Source organism: Paenibacillus sp. MT86, from assembly GCF_058792535.1.
The window spans coordinates 3,765,074-3,785,590 of record NZ_CM179499.1 but is presented as its reverse complement, the minus strand read 5'-3'; the positions used below and the strand labels follow the sequence as shown (position 1 = coordinate 3,785,590).

Annotated in this window: 19 protein-coding genes; 17 read left to right on the top strand and 2 right to left on the bottom strand. The window is 49.2% G+C overall.

What is annotated here, in order from left to right:
• Nucleotide 1: 1 nt before the first annotated feature.
• A complete protein-coding gene (locus AC3RCL_RS16730) occupies nt 2-1,630 on the bottom strand; it encodes a spore germination protein (protein WP_492530819.1) in 1,629 nt (542 codons plus the stop codon).
• A 170-nt stretch (nt 1,631-1,800) separates the two neighbouring features.
• Between AC3RCL_RS16730 and AC3RCL_RS16725 the strand changes: the two genes are divergently transcribed.
• The 14 genes from AC3RCL_RS16725 (at nt 1,801) to cntE (ending at nt 16,564) form a co-directional block, all read left to right on the top strand.
• Complete coding sequence (locus AC3RCL_RS16725; RefSeq protein WP_096773563.1) at nt 1,801-2,466, top strand: GntR family transcriptional regulator; 666 nt, start codon at nt 1,801-1,803, stop codon at nt 2,464-2,466.
• 19 nt (nt 2,467-2,485) lie between these two features.
• The gene (gene ilvD / locus AC3RCL_RS16720) at nt 2,486-4,177 is read left to right on the top strand and encodes a dihydroxy-acid dehydratase (protein WP_015735080.1); all 1,692 of its coding nucleotides are present in this window, start codon (nt 2,486-2,488) and stop codon (nt 4,175-4,177) included.
• Between the two features lie 302 nt (nt 4,178-4,479).
• A complete protein-coding gene (gene ric, locus AC3RCL_RS16715) occupies nt 4,480-5,178 on the top strand; it encodes an iron-sulfur cluster repair di-iron protein (RefSeq protein WP_492530816.1) in 699 nt (232 codons plus the stop codon).
• Between the two features lie 202 nt (nt 5,179-5,380).
• Nucleotides 5,381-6,250: a methyl-accepting chemotaxis protein gene (locus AC3RCL_RS16710; RefSeq protein ID WP_192572039.1), complete on the top strand. Its 870-nt coding sequence runs from the start codon at nt 5,381-5,383 to the stop codon at nt 6,248-6,250.
• Between the two features lie 181 nt (nt 6,251-6,431).
• On the top strand, nt 6,432-7,154 hold the full coding sequence (locus tag AC3RCL_RS16705; RefSeq protein WP_492530813.1) for a DUF421 domain-containing protein: 723 nt from the start codon (nt 6,432-6,434) through the stop codon (nt 7,152-7,154).
• 153 nt (nt 7,155-7,307) lie between these two features.
• Nucleotides 7,308-8,189, top strand: coding sequence for a histidine racemase CntK family protein (locus tag AC3RCL_RS16700; protein ID WP_492530811.1), 882 nt, complete (start codon nt 7,308-7,310; stop codon nt 8,187-8,189).
• Nucleotides 8,170-8,976: a class I SAM-dependent methyltransferase gene (locus tag AC3RCL_RS16695; protein WP_375119723.1), complete on the top strand. Its 807-nt coding sequence runs from the start codon at nt 8,170-8,172 to the stop codon at nt 8,974-8,976. The genes AC3RCL_RS16700 and AC3RCL_RS16695 overlap by 20 nt, the downstream gene beginning before the upstream one ends.
• 18 nt (nt 8,977-8,994) lie before the next feature.
• Nucleotides 8,995-10,290 carry an opine metallophore biosynthesis dehydrogenase gene (locus AC3RCL_RS16690; protein ID WP_492530808.1) on the top strand — a complete coding sequence of 432 codons (1,296 nt, stop codon included), beginning with the start codon at nt 8,995-8,997 and terminating at the stop codon, nt 10,288-10,290.
• A gap of 64 nt (nt 10,291-10,354) precedes the next feature.
• Nucleotides 10,355-11,932 carry a staphylopine-dependent metal ABC transporter substrate-binding lipoprotein gene (cntA, locus tag AC3RCL_RS16685; RefSeq protein WP_492536391.1) on the top strand — a complete coding sequence of 526 codons (1,578 nt, stop codon included), beginning with the start codon at nt 10,355-10,357 and terminating at the stop codon, nt 11,930-11,932.
• Between the two features lie 32 nt (nt 11,933-11,964).
• Complete coding sequence (gene opp1B, locus AC3RCL_RS16680; RefSeq protein WP_213578432.1) at nt 11,965-12,897, top strand: nickel/cobalt ABC transporter permease; 933 nt, start codon at nt 11,965-11,967, stop codon at nt 12,895-12,897.
• A complete protein-coding gene (gene cntC, locus AC3RCL_RS16675; protein WP_486048493.1) occupies nt 12,897-13,784 on the top strand; it encodes a staphylopine uptake ABC transporter permease subunit CntC in 888 nt (295 codons plus the stop codon). Before opp1B ends, cntC begins: the two co-directional genes overlap by 1 nt.
• Nucleotides 13,762-14,571: a staphylopine uptake ABC transporter ATP-binding protein CntD gene (cntD, locus tag AC3RCL_RS16670; RefSeq protein WP_492530805.1), complete on the top strand. Its 810-nt coding sequence runs from the start codon at nt 13,762-13,764 to the stop codon at nt 14,569-14,571. The genes cntC and cntD overlap by 23 nt, the downstream gene beginning before the upstream one ends.
• A gap of 1 nt (nt 14,572) precedes the next feature.
• A complete protein-coding gene (locus tag AC3RCL_RS16665) occupies nt 14,573-15,319 on the top strand; it encodes an ABC transporter ATP-binding protein (protein ID WP_492530803.1) in 747 nt (248 codons plus the stop codon).
• Nucleotides 15,320-15,349: 30 nt separating this feature from the next.
• Nucleotides 15,350-16,564 carry a staphylopine family metallophore export MFS transporter CntE gene (cntE, locus tag AC3RCL_RS16660; RefSeq protein WP_492530801.1) on the top strand — a complete coding sequence of 405 codons (1,215 nt, stop codon included), beginning with the start codon at nt 15,350-15,352 and terminating at the stop codon, nt 16,562-16,564.
• 147 nt (nt 16,565-16,711) lie between these two features.
• Here the strand turns inward: cntE and AC3RCL_RS16655 are convergent, their stop codons facing one another.
• Nucleotides 16,712-17,659: a ketopantoate reductase family protein gene (locus AC3RCL_RS16655; RefSeq protein ID WP_492530799.1), complete on the bottom strand. Its 948-nt coding sequence runs from the start codon at nt 17,657-17,659 to the stop codon at nt 16,712-16,714.
• Between the two features lie 241 nt (nt 17,660-17,900).
• On the opposite strand from AC3RCL_RS16655, the gene AC3RCL_RS16650 reads away from it, so the two are divergent.
• The 3 genes from AC3RCL_RS16650 (at nt 17,901) to AC3RCL_RS16640 (ending at nt 20,476) form a co-directional block, all read left to right on the top strand.
• A complete protein-coding gene (locus AC3RCL_RS16650) occupies nt 17,901-18,470 on the top strand; it encodes a TetR/AcrR family transcriptional regulator (RefSeq protein ID WP_213578438.1) in 570 nt (189 codons plus the stop codon).
• 138 nt (nt 18,471-18,608) lie between these two features.
• On the top strand, nt 18,609-19,322 hold the full coding sequence (locus AC3RCL_RS16645; protein ID WP_492530797.1) for a response regulator transcription factor: 714 nt from the start codon (nt 18,609-18,611) through the stop codon (nt 19,320-19,322).
• Nucleotides 19,319-20,476 (top strand): HAMP domain-containing sensor histidine kinase, encoded by a 1,158-nt coding sequence (locus AC3RCL_RS16640; protein WP_492530795.1) that lies wholly within the window; start codon nt 19,319-19,321, stop codon nt 20,474-20,476. Before AC3RCL_RS16645 ends, AC3RCL_RS16640 begins: the two co-directional genes overlap by 4 nt.
• Nucleotides 20,477-20,517 lie beyond the last annotated feature (41 nt).

Genomic DNA, 20,517 nt, shown 5'->3' with positions numbered 1-20,517 from the left:
GTTATCGACCTTTCTCGTCATTAGGTTGGACGGGATTCATGATATTGGTTGAGGAATGATCCACCTGCTCCTTCATTTGATCACCGAGCCTTGATGTGTCAAGCGGGTGGAGGAAGGAAGGCCTGTTCTTCATCTTCCACAGCGGTCCGCGAGTCAGAAGATCCCGCATGCCTTGAAAGTTGCCTGGGACGAATGGGCTTAGATAAGGAACTCCGAACGATTTAAGCGACAAAAGATGATTGGTAATCAGGATGATGCCGACCATGACGCCGTACAATCCGAAGATCCCGGCCAATATGATCAGCGGAAAACGCAGCAGACGGAGCGCAAGCGCCGCGTTGTAGGCCGGCGTTGCGAAAGATCCGATGGTCGTTAATGCAATGATGACGATGGTAATTGGACTAGCGAACCCGGCAGATACCGCGGCTTGCCCGATGACGAGCACGCCGACAATGGATAATGCGCCGCCCACCTGCTGCGGCAACCGGATCGTGGCTTCCCGCAAAACCTCCATCGAAATTTCAATAACGAGCACTTCGACCATCGCCGGAAAAGGGACGCCTGCACGTCCGCCTGCGACGGCGACGGCAAATTCCGTGGGAATCAGCTCAGGATTAAAGGAGATAATCGCCACATACAACGAGGGAAAAACCAAGGAAAATACCAAAGCCACCAGGCGGGACAGCCGAATTGCGCTCATCAATAGAAATCGTTCGGTATAATCTTCGACCGTTTGATAGAACTGGCTGAATACGGTTGGAGCGATCAAGGCGAGCGGAGAACCGTCGACCAGAATGGCCACTCGGCCTTCCAGCAGATTCGCCACGACTTTGTCGGGCCGCTCCGTATACTGGATTTGCGGAAACGGAGACCAATGATTGTCTTCGATAAACTGTTCCAGATACCCCGAATCCAGCACGGCATCGATTTCAATGGCGTCCAGGCGCTTATTCACTTCTTTAACGATGCCGGGATTGGTGATGCCATCCATGTAACAGACCGCAACCTTGGATTTCGTTTTCGTTCCGATCTCCATGGATTTCACGCGGAAATCCGGCGTTTGCAGCCGGTAGCGGAGCAGGGAAATGTTGGTGCCGAGCGTCTCGATGAATCCTTCCCGGGCCCCGCGGATCACCTGTTCCGTCGCCGGCTGCTCTATTGAACGCTGCGATATTTTTCGTGTATCAATGATAATGGCCTCGTCCAGCCCTTCGATCGCTACGACAGACTGTCCCCTTAGAAGATTGTCGGTGAGCACGGAGATTTTTCGTTCCGCGTATCCTTCGCTGTGATAAAGCGTATCCTTCATCAAAGTGTCCATCAACGCATGGCGAGGGAGGTCTGAAACATCGAGATGGCGAGGTCCATATTTAAGTGGTCTTAATAAAGTATTATTAATGACGGCGTGATCCGTCATATCGGAGAAATAAAACAATACGGCCGGATGCTGCCCGAACACATGGAAGGGATGTATCATAAAATCGTCGTTATCGCCGAGAATTTTCTTGATTTCGGATGTGGTCTCTTCTAAGCTCTCCGATATGTTCCGGCCATCTGAACTTGCATTATTTGAGTTGGAAGAGACTTCGTTACGGGATTGGTTTGAACCCGTCCATGTGGAAAATGGCATTGTTGTTTACACCTCACTTGTTTAAACGGTGGTCCTTAGCTGTTGGATAGTTTGATTAAGTATTTCCTCTGTTTGTTATTTTTATCAAACGAAGCCCTCTAAGTATTGTATTTAATATATGAATGCGATATATTGCATATAACAAACTTGAAGAGTAAGGATGATAAGCCATGCCAGTTCCTAAGAATTATGTCTCTCCCGTACGGATGACCGCAAAAGAAAGAGCCTTCTCCCAAATTCAACGGTGGATTATCGATGGCACGCTTCAGCCCGGCGAGAAATTGCTCGACGCCGAATTGGCGGAATCGCTTGGCGTAAGCCGAACGCCCATCCGGGAAGCTTTTCAACTGCTTGAAGTACAAGGACTCGTGTCCACGCACCCCGGGAAAGAAACAAAAGTTACGGCCATTGAAAGGGAAGATATCTTTAAGATGTATTCGACCATGGCCGTTCTTCAAGCATTGGCTGCCGAAGTGACCACTACCATCATTGTTCCGGAGCAGATCCAGCAATTGCGGGCGATGAATCTGGATTTTGAAAATGCCATGAAGAGCGGGCAAGCTTATCAAGCCATGGAGTTGGATGAACAGTTTCATAATTTCATCGTGGAGCTGTCAGATAATCCTTATGTCGCTGCATATAGTGCCTCGCTTCAGATGCATATCCGGCGGTTTAAGTACGTGTTCTTAAAACAGCCGATTGCTGCCGCACAGGCTTCAGTCGATGAGCATGCCTCGATCATCAGCGCTTTCGAGCAGAAGGACGGTGATCGGGCGCAAGCTATGATGAAACAAAACTTCATGCGTCCCATGCAGGAACTACACGGGTTACTCTAAATAGAGGGGAGAAGGAAGGATGACAAACAAAAAAGATTTACGCATTCGCAGTAAGGTAATCAGTGAGGGCGTCAACAGGGTACCGAACAGGGCGATGCTGCGGGCTGTTGGTTTCACGGATGCGGATTTTAAGAAACCGATGATTGGCGTAGCCAGCACTTGGAGCGAAGTGACCCCTTGTAATATGCATATCGACAAGCTAGCCATAGAGGCCAAGCAAGGGGTACGCAACCATGGCGGCGCTCCGCTTATTTTCAACACGATCACGGTTTCGGATGGCATTTCGATGGGACACGGCGGCATGCTGTTCTCCCTGCCCAGCCGAGAAGCCATCGCAGATTCGATTGAGATCGTGACGGGGGCCGAACGTTTCGATGGTCTGGTGGCGATCGGCGGTTGCGACAAGAATACGCCCGCCTGCCTGATGGCAATCGGACGGATGAATCTTCCTGCGGTTTATGTTTACGGCGGTACGATACAGCCCGGGAAGCTCGATGGCAAGAACGTGGATATCGTCACGGCTTTCGAAGCGGTCGGGCAATATCATGACGGAAAAATGACGGAGGAGCAGTTACATAAGGTGGAATGCAGCGTCTGCCCGGGACCGGGCTCTTGCGGGGGCATGTATACAGCCAATACGATGGCCGCTGCGGCAGAAGCCATGGGGATGAGCCTGCCCGGTTCCTCTTCCACGCCGGCTATTTCACCAGACAAAGCAGCGGAATGCGCTGCGGCTGGAAGGCAGGTCCTCTCCTTGTTGGAGCAAGAAATCTATCCCAGGGACATCATGACCAAAAAAGCGTTTGAGAATGCGATAACCGTCGTCATGGCTTTGGGCGGTTCAACCAACGCGTTCCTGCATTTGCTTGCGATCGCTCATTCGGTTGGCGTAGATTTGACGTTAGACGATTTCGAGCGAATCCGTTTGCGAGTTCCCCACCTTGCAGACCTGAAGCCAAGCGGACGACATGCCATGCAGGACTTAAACGAAGTCGGCGGCGTACCGGGCGTCATGAAATTATTGCTCGCCGAGGGGCTTCTGCATGGCGATTGTCTAACGGTCACAGGTAAATCATTGGCAGAGAATCTGGCGGAAGCTGCGCCGTTAGAGGGCAGCCAGGAAATCATTCGCCCCATTGATAAGCCGCTGAAGCCGAACGGGCCATTGGTTGTATTAAGAGGCAATCTCGCGCCAGAAGGTGCGGTCGCCAAAATGTCGGGTATGAAGAAGCTGCGTTTTGTCGGACCGGCCAAGGTGTATGACAGCGAGGAGGATGCAACCGAAGCGATTTTGAGAGATGAAATATGCAAGGGCGACGTGTTAGTCATTCGTTATTGCGGTCCTAAGGGCGGCCCGGGTATGCCGGAGATGCTGTCGGTCACGGCACTCATTGTAGGCAAGGGTCTTGGCGGAGAGGTTGCGCTGATTACGGACGGCAGATTCTCGGGCGGCTCGCATGGGTTCGTTGTCGGTCACGTAGCGCCTGAAGCACAGGTAGGCGGGCCGATCGCGCTGCTGAGGAATGGAGACATGATCACGATCGACAGCGAAACGCAAGAAATGACGTTCGACGTATCGGATTCCGAATTGGCTGCAAGGGCACAAGCATGGCAGCAGCCTCCACTCAAAGTTTCCACGGGCGTATTGTACAAATATGCAAAATTAGTGTCCTCAGCATCGAGAGGCGCGGTTACCGACTCTGCAGAATAAGTGGAATTTCCAGCCCGAATTAAAGCTTATAGTCAATATCTCGGCGAAGACAGGCATCGGTCCGAAGGCCGAGTAATGTGAACGATGACGAAGAAACGGGGCAGCTTTGAGAACAAAACAGGGATGATTTCATCCCTGTTTGTTGTTGTCCTGGCTACCGTGGTCCTTTCGATACTATCGTTCACATAGTGTTACATTTCAGTATGACTGCAATCACATGTGCGGGGATGGGAGTTTCATATACTTGAGTTGTAAGAGTGAAAAAGTTCACAAACACGTATTAAGTCTAGGGAGGTTTGAATATGAGTTCATTCACGCTTCAGAGCCAAGTATCCGATATTGTGACATCCATCCCGCAAACCGCGGATTTATTTCGATCCCTCCGCATCGATTTTTGTTGTGGCGGCCAGGTGCCTTTGGAAGAGGCAGCCAAGCAGCGTCTTTTGGATCCAGCCGCCGTTCTGGAGCAGATTCGGTCCGTAGAGAGCAAGTTTGCCGATTACCAGGAAAGCCGTCCCGCTTCATTGAAGGAATCCGAACTGATTGATCACATCCAACAAAAACATCATGCCTTCCTCCGTGATGAATTACCGGCATTAACGCCCTATGTAACGAAATTGGCCCGTGTGCATGGAGAGCATCATCCCGAGCTGCTTCGCGTGCAGGAGCTCTTCTCGGAATTGAAAAAGGAGCTGCTGGAGCATACGAAGGACGAGGACGAACATGTATTTCCGCTCATCTTGAAATTTGTGGCGGACCCTAGCCACCAAGCGGCAGCAGAGCTTAAGCCGCACTTATCCGAACTGGAACATGAACATGCTCATGCCGGCAGCTTGCTGCAGGAGCTCCGGGACGTAACATCCGATTTCGAGCTTCCGGCTGATGCCTGCGGTACGTATCGGCTTGTCTTTCAACGGTTAGCCATGCTTGAAAAGGATACCTTCGAGCATATCCATCTGGAAAACAACATATTGTTTGAGCGGCTGCGCCAAGCGGTATAACCTTTCGACAACGTCCCTTCCTCACCGAATGAGGAAGGGATATTTATTGTTCCAGCCCGTCATCCTACTCAACGATTCGCTGCATTCGGACGATAAATATCGTGATCAGAAGGGAAGATGCAGTTCCCAATGATACGCCAATAAGCTTAAGGACACGGTATGGCGGACAATAGCACCCGTATGAAGGGTTGGGGGAGATAGCATGAGCAATGTAACTGAAGAACAAACACAGCACGAGATGATAGGGGCCTTTGTCAAGGTAGCTCCACTTCTGAAAAGTCTTACGAATGATGACATCACGATTGGCATTTACGACACGGAGAAGCTCATCATCAACATTCCGGGAAGAACCTTTTCGCTGAACGTCAAGCCTGGGGACCCGCTCGTGGAGGGGGATATCGTAACCGATGCCATCCGCAATAATAAAGCTATATCGGCAGTCGTTCCGAAAGAGCTGTTTGGATTTCCGCTTGCTGCACGGGCGATCCCGCTGCATGACGAGTTTGGCAGGGTAATCGGCGGCGTAGGCATGGGTACAAGCCTAGAAAAAGCGAATATGCTGTTTGAGATGGCCGAGAGCTTTTCCGCGATTGTCGAGCAGACCACCGCATCCATTGAAGATATTAACCAATCCATCGCTCGCCTTACCGATCGGGTGTCGGACGTAACCGGCCAAATGTCGGAGGTTAGCTCCAGTGCGCAGCAGATCGGCAAGATTTCCACCGTCGTCAAGGAAATTTCGGATCAGAGCAGCATGTTAGGCCTTAATGCTTCTATCGAAGCGGCAAGGGCTGGGGAAGTCGGTAGGGGGTTCTCGGTCGTTGCCGATGAGATTCGGAAGCTGGCGACAAGCTCCAAAGAGAACGTGGACCAGATTAATGGCATCACCAAGAATATTCAAGAATTTTTGCAGCGGCTAAATCATGCTTTTGCCGATATCCACACGCTGACCGATACCCAGTCAAGGACGATTCAGGAGTTCTCGGCAACGATTCATGAGATTAGCATCAAGGCTGAGGAACTAGCACAGGTTGCTGAAGAAACCTTGTATTCCAAAGAAAATAAGCAATAGGATAACCGAAACTCTCCTAATTCTTTAATTTTATTTTGCAAGGAAGAAGAAATACGCTGATGTATTTCTTCTTTTTTTATTTGATTTATGATCTCCCTTATATACTCGATCTTGTATAGAGATTGAAGCATAAGGGGAACTTACTGAATATGTCAGATTTTGTGGGAAAGGGCTGAAGGAATTGGATTTTTTTGAAAGCCAAGAAACGCTGACGTCCGTCCAATGGATCTTAAGAGGCATCGTTAGCTTTGTGTTTTTACTTTTAGTAACGAAAGCAATGGGGCAGCGCTCCATATCCCAATTAAGATTTCTAGATTTCATTGTCGCTCTCATTCTCGGCAATATAATTGCTCACCCGCTTTCAGACGAGGGATTGGGCTTGGAAGGATCGATGATCACCACCATCGTGATCATTGTGTTGTATGTTACGGCAACATGGCTGAGCCTGAAGTGGCCGTTCATCAAACGATATCTAGATCCGCCACCCATTACGCTCGTTACAAATGGTCTCATCCAATTCCATAACCTGTCTAAAGCAAGGATCTCTGTCGATTATTTATTCTCCGAGCTTAGAAAAGAGAAAATAGAGGATATACAGAAAGTATCTCTGGCTTTGTGGGAACCGGGGGGATCCGTTTCCGTATTCGTGGACACCCCATACCAACCGGTTACTCCGGCTGATATGAACATCAGGACCCAACCATTTACGATCTCAAGGCCGATTATCGTTGATGGAAAAATCGATATGCTGCTCCTTCAGGAAATCGGTAAGGATCTTGATTGGCTCAAATCAAAAGTAACGCCCGTTCATAAGAATATTCAAGATGTGGCATTAGCCACCATTAACGATCATGAAGACTTGCGCTTTTATTCCATCCAAGGCAGCCAATATACGCATAAATAACTCTTCCGATGATGACGTCGAAAGAGTTTTTTTTGTGCAAAAATGTTGACTATTTCAAATGGCCATGCTATATTCTCATCATTCTAAATCGTAAATATTACGAATAAGGACATCAAGCCAACTGGCAATCCATTGGAACAGAGGGAGCCCGTGATGAAGCAAAAGATCGATTTTGTGAAATGCAATCCCACGCAGAACATGACGATTCTCATTAACACCAAGCTTCCGCCCGATGAACATAAACGCGTCGCTGCTAAAATCATGTCGTACGACAACGTTTATGCAGAGCAGGTTGGTTTTATCGAACAATCCAAGATAGATCATGCGGATGCGTTTCTGCGGATGGCAGGAGGTGAATTTTGCGGGAATGCTTGCATGGCCTTAGCGGCATACCTGGCAGAGGTTCAAGGGATGAAACGTCATATAACAACTGAATTTCGACTGGAGGTTTCAGGCGCGGAGCGGTTAGTGTCATGCTATGTAACAAAAAACAAGGAGGATTATTGCTGCCGGGTCAACATGCCGCTTCCGGTGACAATTGATCAAACGGTCCTTCAAGATGGGTGCTCCCTTGTTGACGCGGTTGTCGTTCGATACAACGATTTTGTTCATTTCGTGATTGAAGTGGAGCGCTGCGATGCGCAAATGAACAGCAGCATATTGGCCATGGCCAAGCACATCGGACCCTCTCTCGATACGGGAATGGTCGGGATCCTGTTATACAACTCCCGCACTAGGGAACTGACTCCGCTCATTTATGTACCGGAGCTTAATAGCGCGGTGTGGGAAAGAGGTTGCGGATCCGGAACGGCTTCCGTAGGCGCCTACTTAGCTTGGAAGCATAAGAGGGATGTCGAGGCTTCCATCAAACAGCCCGGCGGAACGATTCATGTAAAGGCACTATTTGATCAAAACCGGGTGACGCATCTGGAAATCGAAGGGGCCGTTGGCATTGCGGCTCAAGGCATCGCATTCATTGATCTGGATGAAGACCATATCGCGGGGGTGGGAATTCGTGAAACTAACCATGTTTGATCAATCCTTGGCTGATTATTTAACAAGGTTTAAGTACTTCGCAGACCGCTTCGATCATATTTCCCGTCACCGAACCGAGCTGGAACGTCTGGTCGATGATTATTCAACGTTTATCACCGACGAGTCCAACTCCAATATATGGGATGGGCTGGAGCGGCAAGGAACTGGAGGTTTAAACGGGCTTGCGGAGGAATTGAGAGCGTATTCGGCACGCTGCGTAGCGACCCTGGAGAAATATCGCGCATTGAAATTGATCAAGGGAGACACGGGGATCACCGATTATTTCAGGAATATCGAAGAATGCATCGAGAAAGAGTTCGGAAGCTTCCAAGTGACTTCGAAGTCGATCGTACTGCTGGTTGGCTCCGGCGCATTTCCGATGACGGCTCTATTGATCGCCAAGCGAACGGGAGCCGAGGTGATCGGCATCGACATTGACGATGAGGCCATTGGGCTCGGGGTCAAGGTTATCGAGGCATTGGGCCCGGAGCTGAAGATCCGGCTGATAAATACACCAGTAGAAAATCTTGATTACATACAAGAGGTCACCCATATCATTTTCAGTTCAACGGTTGCTGAAAAGTACGACATGTTGGAGCGGTTACATCCATTAACGAACGAAGAGGTCGTTGTGGCCATGAGGCACGGAAACGGTTTGAAGTCTTTATTCAATTACCCCATGAAAGAAACGGATGACGACAAATGGAAACTAGTTGATACGGTATTGCGCCAAAACGATATATTCGACATCGCGTTGTACAAAAAAGGCACCATAACACATGGCTAAACGAAGTGAGGTGTTCTTATGAGAGATATGGAGCGAGTCCTGATATTGGGAACGGGTCCAGCCGCCTTGCAGCTGGCAGTGATCCTTAAGAAAGGGGACCGTTGTCATTTGGGCATTGCGGGCCGGGAATCGGTCCGTTCCGCGGATTTCTTTGAATCGCTTTCGGCCAGCGGTCAAAGGGTTCGCGTAAGCATCCAAAATGAAAAACATCATGCCTTGGAAGGCGAGTGCCGTTTGGACGGCGTATTTCGTGGGATTGAGACGATCGAAGGCCAGTGGGATACCCTGATTTTGGCAGTGACCACCGACGCCTATTTGGAAGTCATGCGACAGATCGACCAAGACGTTCTGCGAAAAGTAAACAGCTTGGTGCTGATCTCCCCGACGTTCGGTTCCAACAGCTTGGTAACCGGTTATATCGGGCAATTGAATCCGGGTGCGGAAGTCATAAGCTTTTCTACATATATCGGGGACACCAGATGGGTGGGTGACCGGGTTTCCAATCATGTCATAACGACGGGGGTCAAGAAAAAAGTCTATATCGGCTCGACACGGGGCCGCTCAGATCTTGTTGACAGGCTGTGCGGTCTGTATAAGCAATCGGACATTGAAGTGGAATTCATGAGGACGCCCCTGGAGGCAGAAGCGCGAAATATTTCGTTATATGTCCATCCCGCTTTATTCATGAATGACTTCTCATTAAACGCCATTTTTGACGAATCGGGTACTCGCAAGTATGTCTATAAGCTATTCCCCGAAGGCCCTATTACGCAGGAACTGATCCGCAATATGTTATCCCAGTGGAAAGAAATGATGAACATTTTGGGTCGATTAGGGATGAGAAGCATCAATTTGCTGAAGTTTATGACGGATGATAACTATCCGGTGAGAAATGAGAGTTTATCACGCCGGGATATTGACAGCTTCGAGCACTTGGAAAGCATTCATCAAGAGTATTTATTGTATATCCGTTACGCCTCATTGTTGATCGATCCCTTCTCTGAGCCGGATCCTGAGGGAAAGTACTTTGATTTCTCGGCGGTACCGATCCGGAGATTATTTATCAATCTGGAAGGCTGCCTGGATATCCCGAGAATGCCGAAGGAGGACTATTATCGGATCAAGATCATACAAGGCATCGCCGGCTTCTTAAAGGTGGAATGTCCAACCATCGATCGGTTCATATCAGCATATGAAAGCAAAATCGTCAGCGTGGCACTTGCTCATAAGGACCGGTCGTTGTCCGGCGCCTTCGCGGTTCAGAGTTTCGGAGAAGAACTGGCCATGATATGCAAGGACCTAACCAATACATGAACGTTAACATAATCAAGTGGGTAGCAGGAGGGAAACCGTGAAAAGAAAAACCGTAATCATATGGATGTTTTTATGCACGATGGCGCTTTTGGCAGGCTGCGGAGAGACGAATCAGGCAAACAAATCCGCATCGGCTGTCCAGGAAGAATTAATCTATGCGACAGCAAAAGATATTCATGATATGAACCCGCATTTGTACACGGGGTCCATGCCGGCTCAGGGCATGGTATACGAGTCGCTGGTGGAGAACACGAAGGAGGGCATCAAGCCGCTGCTTGCGGAATCTTGGGACCTTTCCGAAGACGGCCGGACCTATACCTTTCATTTAAGAAAAGACGTGAAGTTCCATGATGGAGAACCGTTTAATGCCGAAGCGGTCAAATTGAACATCGACGCCGTGCAGCGTAATGCCGAAAAACATGCTTGGATTAAGCTGTCGAGCAAAATCAAAAACGTGAAGGTCGTGGATGAATACACTGTCCAATTGATCTTAAGCGAAGCTTATTACCCAACGCTGGTCGAATTGTCCATGACGCGGCCGTATGTATTCCTATCGCCGAAGGACTTCATTCAAGGAGAAACGAAGGATGGCGTTAACGGCCATAACGGTACAGGTCCTTACAAGTTCACGGAGCATAAAATCGATGAGTACGCCGTCTTTACCGCCAATGAAGAATACTGGAACGGTGCGCCGAAAATCAAGAAAATTACGGCCAAGGTGCTGCCTGCCGGCGAGACGACGTTTCTGGCCATGCAGAAAGGAGAGGTGAACTTCGTATTCACCGATGATCGGGGGGCAGACAGCATCGACGTGCAAGCGATGAATCAACTGGTTGACGCCGGAACCTATCAGCTTGTTCGCAGCGAAGCCATGAATACGAAAATGATTGTCGCCAACAGCAGCAAATCGGACAGCCCGGTAAGCGAAACCGCGGTGCGTGAGGCATTCTGGTATGCAATCGATCGCGAAACGATCAGCAAGGACATATTCGAAGGAACCGAAGCCGAGGCGAACAGACTGTTCTCCTCCAACGTGAACTATGCGGATGTCGAATTGAAGGAACGCGGCCATGATCCGGGAGCGGCCGAGTTAATCTTGGAACAAGCCGGATGGAAAAAAGGCAGCGGCGACGAGGCCCGGACCAAGTCCGGGCAGCAGCTGGCCATGAACTTATATTATGACAGCAATTCATCTTCGCAAAAAACACAGGCGGAATTCATTCAGCATGCGCTAATGCAGATCGGAATAAAGCTGGATATCATCGGCGAAGAATCGAGTTCGATCGCGAATCGAAGGTCTACGGGCGACTACGAGTTATTGTTTAATCAGACCTGGGGATTGGCGTATGACCCCCAAAGCACCATCGCTGCGTTCACTTCCGAGGCTTCTTATCTGCATACGACCAAAGGGATCGCCGAAGCAGATCATCTCTATGACCGGATACAGCAGGTTATGGTATCGACTGACGAGGAAGCCAGAAAGGCGTTGTATGCCGAGATCATGCGGACGGTTCACGATGAAGCCGTATTTATCCCGATTTCGAGCGGGAGCGTCACGGTTCTCGCACCGAAGAACTTGAAAGGCATTACGTTCAAGCAAACCCAATTTGAGCTGCCTTTTGAACAAATGTATTTCGAATAGGCTGCGTGCTCATCAATCGATAAGGAGTCATTATGGGAAGTTATATAGCTAAACGATTATTGCTGTCCGTTCCGATTCTGCTCATGATTTCATTCTTGACCTTTCTATTGATCAACCTGTCGCCCATGGATCCTGCCGAAGTGGTGCTCCGCGCCCAGGAAGTTCCCGAAATCACGGAGGAACTGATCGCTAAGACGCGTGAAGAGCTGGGACTGAATCAACCGTTCCTGAAGCAATATGCCGACTGGGTGATGGCCTGTCTTCAATTGGATTTCGGAGAGTCCTACGTCACGGGACAATCGGTGTGGTCCTTGATCAGCCCGGCGTTTCTCAACACGTTAAAGCTAACGTTGGTTTCGTCGATCATCATCATCGTCATGTCCGTCGTCTTGGGGGTTGTCTGCGCATTAAACGAAGGCAAAATGCTGGATCGATCGGTAAGAGGCGTTTCCTTCTTTCTGACGGCGATGCCTTCTTATTGGCTGGCTTCGATCATGATCTGGTATTTCTCCGTCCGGCTGGACTTGCTGCCGACCAGCGGCATGGACTCCTATCAAAGCTATATTCTTCCCGTAACGGTCATATCGGTGAGTTATGTCGGCATTTACTTCAGAAACGTAAGAAGCTCCATGCTGGGCCACTTGCATGAAGACTATGTGGTTTATGGGAGAGCTTGCGGTTTGCCCGAGAAGAAGATTACGAAACATATTCTAAGAAATTCGCTGCAAGTCGCCGTATCCATCTTTTGCATGGCGATCCCTATTATACTGGGCAGTACCGTAGTCATTGAAAATGTATTTGCATGGCCGGGACTTGGGCGACTGAGCGTGAAATCCATATTGAGCAGGGACTTTCCGGTCATTCAGGCCTATGTCCTGATACTGGCTGTAGCCTTTGTCTTATTCAACACCTTGTCGGACATGATCAATGCTGCGTTCAATCCGAAATTAAGGAAGGAAATCTGATGAGAGCACTGAAAAATCTGAGCAAAGACAAGCTGGCCAGCCTGTCACTGCTCCTTATTGCCGCAATCGTAATCTTGGGGCTGTTCGCCCCTATATTCGCGCCGCACGATCCGAACCATGTCGATATGAAGCTGCGTTATGCCGGCTCGTCCTGGGCGTATTGGTTCGGCAACGACCATTTGGGGAGATGCATCCTGTCCCGGCTGATTTATGGCATACGTCCCAGTATATTATGGGTTCTGGCCGCCTTGTTGGCATCGGTAGGCGTAGGTGCGGCCGTTGGATTCCTGGCAGGCTACTTCAAAGGCAAAACGGACGCGATTCTGATGAGAATTTGCGATATCATGCTTTCTTTTCCCGGGTATGTCATGACGTTAGCGGTTGTCGGCATTCTGGGTGCAGGCCTTGAGAACATCCTGATTGCCTTTGTTGCCATGAAATGGGCGTGGTTTGCCCGCGTCATCCGAACGTCGGTCCAGCAGTATGCCGAAATGGATTATGTGAGGTTTTCAAAAGCTGCCGGCATCAGCAATCGTAGAATCATTATGAAGCATATCGTTCCCGTAACATTCTCGGATATTGCCGTCATTGCCAGTGGTTCGATGTGTTCCATGATATTGCAAATCTCCGGATTATCCTTCTTGGGGCTGGGCATCAAGGCCCCTCACGCCGAATGGGGGATGATGCTGAATGAAGCGAGAGAGGTTATGTTTTCACATCCCGAGCTGATGTTGGCGCCCGGCTTGGCGATCGTCATTGCCGTATCGGCATTTAATTTTCTGGCGGATGGGCTTCAGGTCGCGCTGGATCCCAAACGAATGAACTCCGGCAAGCAGCCGCGAATTGCAAAGGTGGAGAAACCGAATGTTGAATATGCTAGAGGTTAACCATTTGAGGGTATGGGATTCGAATGAGGGCAAAGAGATCATCCGTGACAGCTCTTTTCGGTTAAAGCCCCAAACCTGCCTGGCAATCGTAGGGGAAAGCGGGAGCGGAAAATCCCTTACGTGCAGATCGATCATCCGATTGCATAAGCCCTGGATTCGTCAATCCGGAGAGATTCTGTTCAAAGGCGAGAATTTGAATCAACTTTCGGATAAAGAAATGAGAAGAAGAAGGGGTAAACAGATTGGGATGATCATGCAGAACGGCATGGGAGCGTTTGATCCATCTTCCGTAGTCGGCGTTCATTTCCAAGAGACGTTAAAAGCGCATTTCGGCTGGAGCAAGAGCCAAGTCGAAACCGCGATGAAAAAAGCGATGGAGAGCGTGATGCTCAACCATCCGATCGAAATCATGAATAAGTACCCTTACCAACTATCGGGCGGCATGCTGCAGCGCTTGATGATTGCGCTCACGCTGGTTCTTTCGCCCGACATCGTGATCGCCGACGAGCCGACGACGGCACTCGATACCATCTCGCAGTACGAGGTCGTTGAACAATTCATCCAGCTCCGCGAGCGAATGGGAGGCTCCATGATTTTTGTGTCCCACGACTTGGGGGTCGTGAAGAAGATTGCCGATGAAGTAATGGTCATGAGAAACGGCGTCATTGTAGAAAGCGGGAGCGTTGAAGAGGTATTATCGGCACCGCGGCATCCCTATACGCAGCACCTGGTTTCTACCCGTCTTGAGCTGAGCAGCCATTTCAACGAGATCATGAGGGGGGAGTAACGTGCTGAAGGTAGAGAACGTTCATAAATCCTACCGGGTAGGCGGCCTGTTTTCGAGGAAAAAGCAGCAAATTCTGCACGATGTAAGCTTCGAATGCAGAAGCGGCGAATGCCTTGGCATCATCGGCGAGAGCGGAAGCGGAAAATCTACCCTTGGACGATTGATTTTGGGTATTGAACAACCGGACCAAGGGGCCGTCTTATTCGAAGGAAACAATGTGAGGAATCGTCATGTGCGTTCCGGCAATATGAGTGCCGTTTTTCAGGATTATACGTCTTCGATCAACCCGTTCTATACCGTGAAGGAAGCCATTATGGAGCCCTTAACGGCGCAGGGGCAGGTACGTTCCGACCAAGACGCCCGAGTCGATCGTTTGCTGCATCAGGTCGGGTTGAACGCTTCCTACAAAACGAAATATGCGCATGAGTTATCCGGCGGAGAGGCGCAGAGAGTTTGCATTGCCAGAGCGATTGCCACGGAGCCCAAGTGCATCGTGCTCGACGAGGCGATCAGCTCTTTGGACGTATCCGTACAGATACAAGTCCTCCGCTTATTGAAGGAGCTTAAAGACATCTATCAGATGAGTTACGTTTTCATCACGCACGACATTCAAGCTGCCGCTTATATTTGCGACAGGGTACTTATTTTCAGGAGCGGCAAGGTGGAGGAGACGATCGACGTCAAGCAATTAAAGCATGTTCAGTCGGATTATGCCAAAAAATTAATGGAGCATTTGATTACGTTCTAACGTTTACACCCAAGCAGGAGGAGAAATATAGTGAGTGGAGCGATGTCTTGGCCGTTTTTGCGTTTATATATGCTGGCCCTGCTTTATTTCAGCGCCAATGCCTTACTCAACGTCATCATTCCGCTTCAAGGAGCCGCATGGGGAGCCAGCAGCACAACCATCGGTCTCGTCATGGGGGCTTACATGCTGACAACGATGTTCTTTCGGCCCTGGGCCGGGCATTTGATCCAAAAGCATGGGCCCGTTAAGGTGCTGCGCCTGGTTCTGTTGGTAAACGGCACTGCCCTGATTCTGTACACTTGTACCGGATTAGGGGGATACCTCATGGCTCGAATTTTGCAAGGCATATGCACGGCTTTTTTTTCGATGGCATTACAGATCGGCATCATTGATGCGCTGCCTGAGAAGGAGCGTTCGCAAGGCATTTCATTTTATTCATTGTTCACTTATATCCCGGGCGTGATCGGTCCGGTTCTCGCATTAGGCCTCTGGCAGACGGACGGCATGGATTCATTCACCGTTATTCTTGTTGCGATCGCCATTTGTACAGGTTTATTCGGGTACAGCGTCAAGATGGACAAAGAGAATGCCCCACCGGAACAAGCGACAAGCCGTTCAGGCGTGTTTCATTCCTTCGGGCAAATCGTCAAGAATCGGTTCCTGTTCCGATGCAGTGTCTTGATGCTGTCGGCATCCATCGTATTCGGAGCGGTCACCACGTTTATGCCTTTATACGGCGAGCAGCTGAACAGCGGCAGCGCCGGCATTTACTTGATGCTCCAGGCTTCGGTCGTAGTCGCTTCGCGGTTTGTCCTGAGAAAACGAATTCCGTCCGATGGCAGATGGCATTCATGGTTTATCATGGGTACCATGCTTCTTGTAACCCTGGCTTCGGCATGCATCAGCCTGTCTTCAGAGTTGGGAAGCATGCTGCTCTACGCAGGCGCCATTCTTATGGGCATGGCCCAGGCGCTGCTGTACCCTACCTTAACGACTTATTTGTCATTTGTATTGCCCTCGTCCAACCGCAACGTGTTAATCGGTTTGTTCATTGCGATGGCCGATTTAGGCGTATCCTTGGGCGGGGTCGCGATGGGACCGATCGCCGATTATTTGTCCTACTCCACCATGTATATGATCTGTGCAATGTTAAGCATGATGATGGTTATTTTCGCTTACGAGCGAAAAGGAAGCTTTGCTGCTTCAAACTCCACCCATATCAGGGAGAGAGAAGGGGATGTTTAGCAATGTGCTGTACTTTTCTCCCGATTCCCCAATAATCACATTCCACCTGAAGGTTCAAGAATCTCTGCTCGCTAGTTGAGCAGAGATTCTTTTTAATTTACTCTAAAGCTTCTTATACTGGCTACGTGATCGATCCATAGCCATCAACTATGAGCTCTGCCGCTCAGGCGGGGAATATTGTTGAAGCTCATCCCAATGCGGCGTCGCCATATTCGCGCTTTTCTTTAATTCGGCAAAAGCTTGCTGCAGCGCTGTTACCTCGTTGGCCGACACCGCCTTATCACTTAACAGAATTCTGCTGATCGGGATAGACAGCATCATCTTCAATAGAACGTAAAAGAGCTTTCTGTTTTTGCGGGTGAACTGCTTTTGAGCGGCAGGCGTAACCGTGAACCCGTTTTTCTCCAATACTTGATGCCCCTCATCCATAGCATGGATGACAAGATGAAGAAGCTTCCTGTCTTTAGCGGCTCTGCGCAAATTCCCGTTATATGTAGAAGCAATGGAATTTAAAGCCAAGATCATAACATAATGGCTCTTCAGCCACTCATTCATATTGTTTTGGTAGGTCCATGCATATTTGGTGTTTGCCAGAGCCTGATCGATGAACGGCCGCCAAGACAGATCCTCGCCTAAACCTCCGATATTGATTTTGGTTCTTGGGCCGCGCACGCTAATGACAAGGCCGTTCTCTCTCCAGCCGGCGATCGATTGAAAAGCGAAGGCCACATGTTTCGTTACGGGGCTATGGGCTTGCAAGTAGGTTTGCATATCCTGAGGGCTTGCATTGTTGCCCATGATCACGACATGGCGGCTGTGATTCGCAGCCAGTGCAGGCAATACGGCCTCGAAATCCGGATATTTCATCACGACAAAAATAAGGTCATATACATCGTCCGGCTCTAGCTCGCGGATGACCCTCACGTTATGAACCGTAGTTTTGAATTGAAAATAATGACGGATGACATTGCCGTTCTTCTCCAGCTCATCCGCTCTTTGTCCTCTGGCCAGCATCGTGACGTTGTGTCCTACGCGCACCAGCTCGTGGGCTAAATAACTGCCCAGAACGCCTGCGCCGTAAACCAATATTCGCATAATAGGTCCCCCATTGTAGATTAAACGCTTGGATCAAAACGAGTTTGCTCAAGCGCATATTGAATGTATTGATCATAGTTTTTAAATAATCGATTTGATATTTAAAAATTACAGCTTGATTCTATATGGATCTTGCTAAGACTGTCAAGAAGTTTTTAAATATTTCTTGTTTAGTTTAAAAACTGTACAGGTTATGTTAAACTACGCGTAGTGATGAATGCGGAAGCGAGTGAGGATTTTGATGAACAAATTCGAAGTAAGAACGCAGCAGAAGAAGGATGCGATCGTTCAAGCGGCCTTAAAGCTTTTTAAAGAAAAAGGCTTCGTCCACGTCAGCATCAAAGACATTGCCGAAGAATCCGGAGTGTCGTCCGTATCGCTGTATAACTATTTTGGCAGCAAAGAAGGGGTGGTCAAAGAATGCGCAAACGTTCTGATGCAGAATACCATCCGTATGGCCACGGAGCTGTTAAACCAAGATATCGAGTTTAAAGACAAGTTATCCCGCGTGCTTGCGATCTGCGCCGACCAAGACTATCAATTGCTTTGTACCCCAGGCGCGGTCGAAGATCAGGTGCTTGCGAGTTTATACAGCGAAAGCACCAATAAAATTAGACTGGAGCTTATTCAGGAATTTATTGAGCTGGGGAAGAAGGAAGGGGCGATTCATACTTCGGTTTCGCTGGAGACCCTATTGGAATTATTGAATGCCGTCGGGACGCTGCAAGCTTCCTGGGCAAGAGCCGGGAATTATAACCACAAGATGGCTGAACTTAACCAGCTTCTCTTGTTTGGTTTTATCGGACGCTAATGAATCAATAATAAAATGACCTCCGCCGTATCCGGTGAGAGGTTATTTCTGTTGTTTAATAATGCTGACGAGACAACGCAAAAAAGGAAATTAGCCTTCGAAGGAGAACCCTATACTACTTGAAGGAGGATGCTTTATATGCCCAGAACCATACTTGTGGTCGATGATGATCCGGATATCGTAGACATGCTGAAACTCTATTTAGACGCAGAAGGATATACGACTTTGGCAGCCTTCGACGGGCTTGCTGCGCTTGAGCATCTCCGAAGCCAACGCGTCGATCTCGCTCTGTTCGATATCATGATGCCGGTCATCGACGGATACCAGCTGCTCCGCACGATTAGACAGGATTATAAAATCCCCGTCATTCTCGTATCGGCCAAAAATCAGGAGCTTGATAAAATCACGGGTCTCAAGCTCGGAGCAGACGATTATGTTTCCAAACCGTTTAGCCCGATGGAAGTAATGGCAAGAATTCAGGCCCAGTTAAGACGGTCCTATGAATTCAATGAGCCGTCGGAACCTGACCCGGTTTCCGTCACCCGCATCGGTGATTTGGTGCTGGATCATCGCGAATACATACTGTATATCCAAGGAAAGCCCATTTCGCTCAGCGTGATCGAATATAAATTGTTAAACCTGTTTATGGGAGAACCGGGGCGCGTATTTACGAAACGTCAAATGTTTGAGCATGCCTGGGACGAGATGTACCTGGCCGACGATAATGCCGTTATGGTGCAGATTAGCAGGCTGCGGGACAAAATCGAGACCAATCCGAGAAACCCCGTTTATATCAAAACTATCCGCGGCCTCGGCTACCGGTTTGCCAAGAAAGATGAGTTAGACACATGAAAACGCCTAATCGTTTACAGCGTTCGCTGATCGGACAATACTTGTATTTCTTTGTTACGATTGCCATCATTGCGGCGTTATCGTTGTTTATATTGAATGCGCAAATCATGAATTATTTTCTCGATTCAACCGGGCAGATAAAGGTGGAGGAGACTCAGAAGGGCCATTCGCCCGCTACGCCAGAGGAGAGATACAGCGATCAACAAGAGCGCGTATTTTATAAAATGGCTCTTCAGACCCTGCTTCTGTTTCTCGTTTTGTTTGCGATCACCGTGTATGCGTTCGGAAGAAGGACCGCTTCGAGGCTCACGACTCCGCTCAGCTCCATAGCCGACGGTATTCGAAACATTGCCCAAGGTCAATACCGCAAAAGGCTAAACTTCAAAGCAAGCTATGAGCTCGCGCAGATCCAGGACGATTTCAATGATATGGCAGAGCGTCTCGAGCGGATGGAGCGGGAAAAGCAGGAGCTGGAAGAAAGCAAGCAGCGCATGCTGATCGACATCTCACATGACTTGAAGACACCGTTGACTACCATACGGGGCTATATCGAAGCGCTGGAGGCGGGACTCGTGGATACGGAAGAGAGAAGACGCCAGGTGTTGCGTTTGATATCCGACAAAGCCAGTCTGATGTCGGAGCTGATTGACGGCATCTTTGACCTGTCCAAGCTGGACAGTGCCGATGTTTCTATTTCCGTTGAATTCTCCGACATTACGGAATTTACGAGGGAAATCGCGGCCGAATATTATGAGGTTTTCGAAGATAAACAGCTTGTTTTCCGTTACGATATTCCCGATCGGGAAATGAGGGTCCCGTTCAACGCGATCTGGTTATACCGGGCGGTTTCCAATATGCTGTCCAATGCATGGAAATACAACCCTCCCGGCACAACCGTGGAATTGAAATTGGTAATCGCAGAGAACGGGGTTGAGATTCACGTTGCGGATGATGGCGCCGGTATCCCGGATGCCCTAAAGGATAGGGTGTTCGAAGCTTTCGTTCGCGGAGACAGGGCACGGACAAGCGATGGCGGCACGGGACTCGGTTTGGCGATTGCCAAACAAGTGGCAGAGAAGCATGGAGGAAAGATCAGGCTTACAACAACAAACGGGCAGACGATATTCATTCTGTTTCTGCCGAGCAATATGTAAGATTTCTGAAAGAATTGAGAAAGTGCACAGAAAGAGTGATC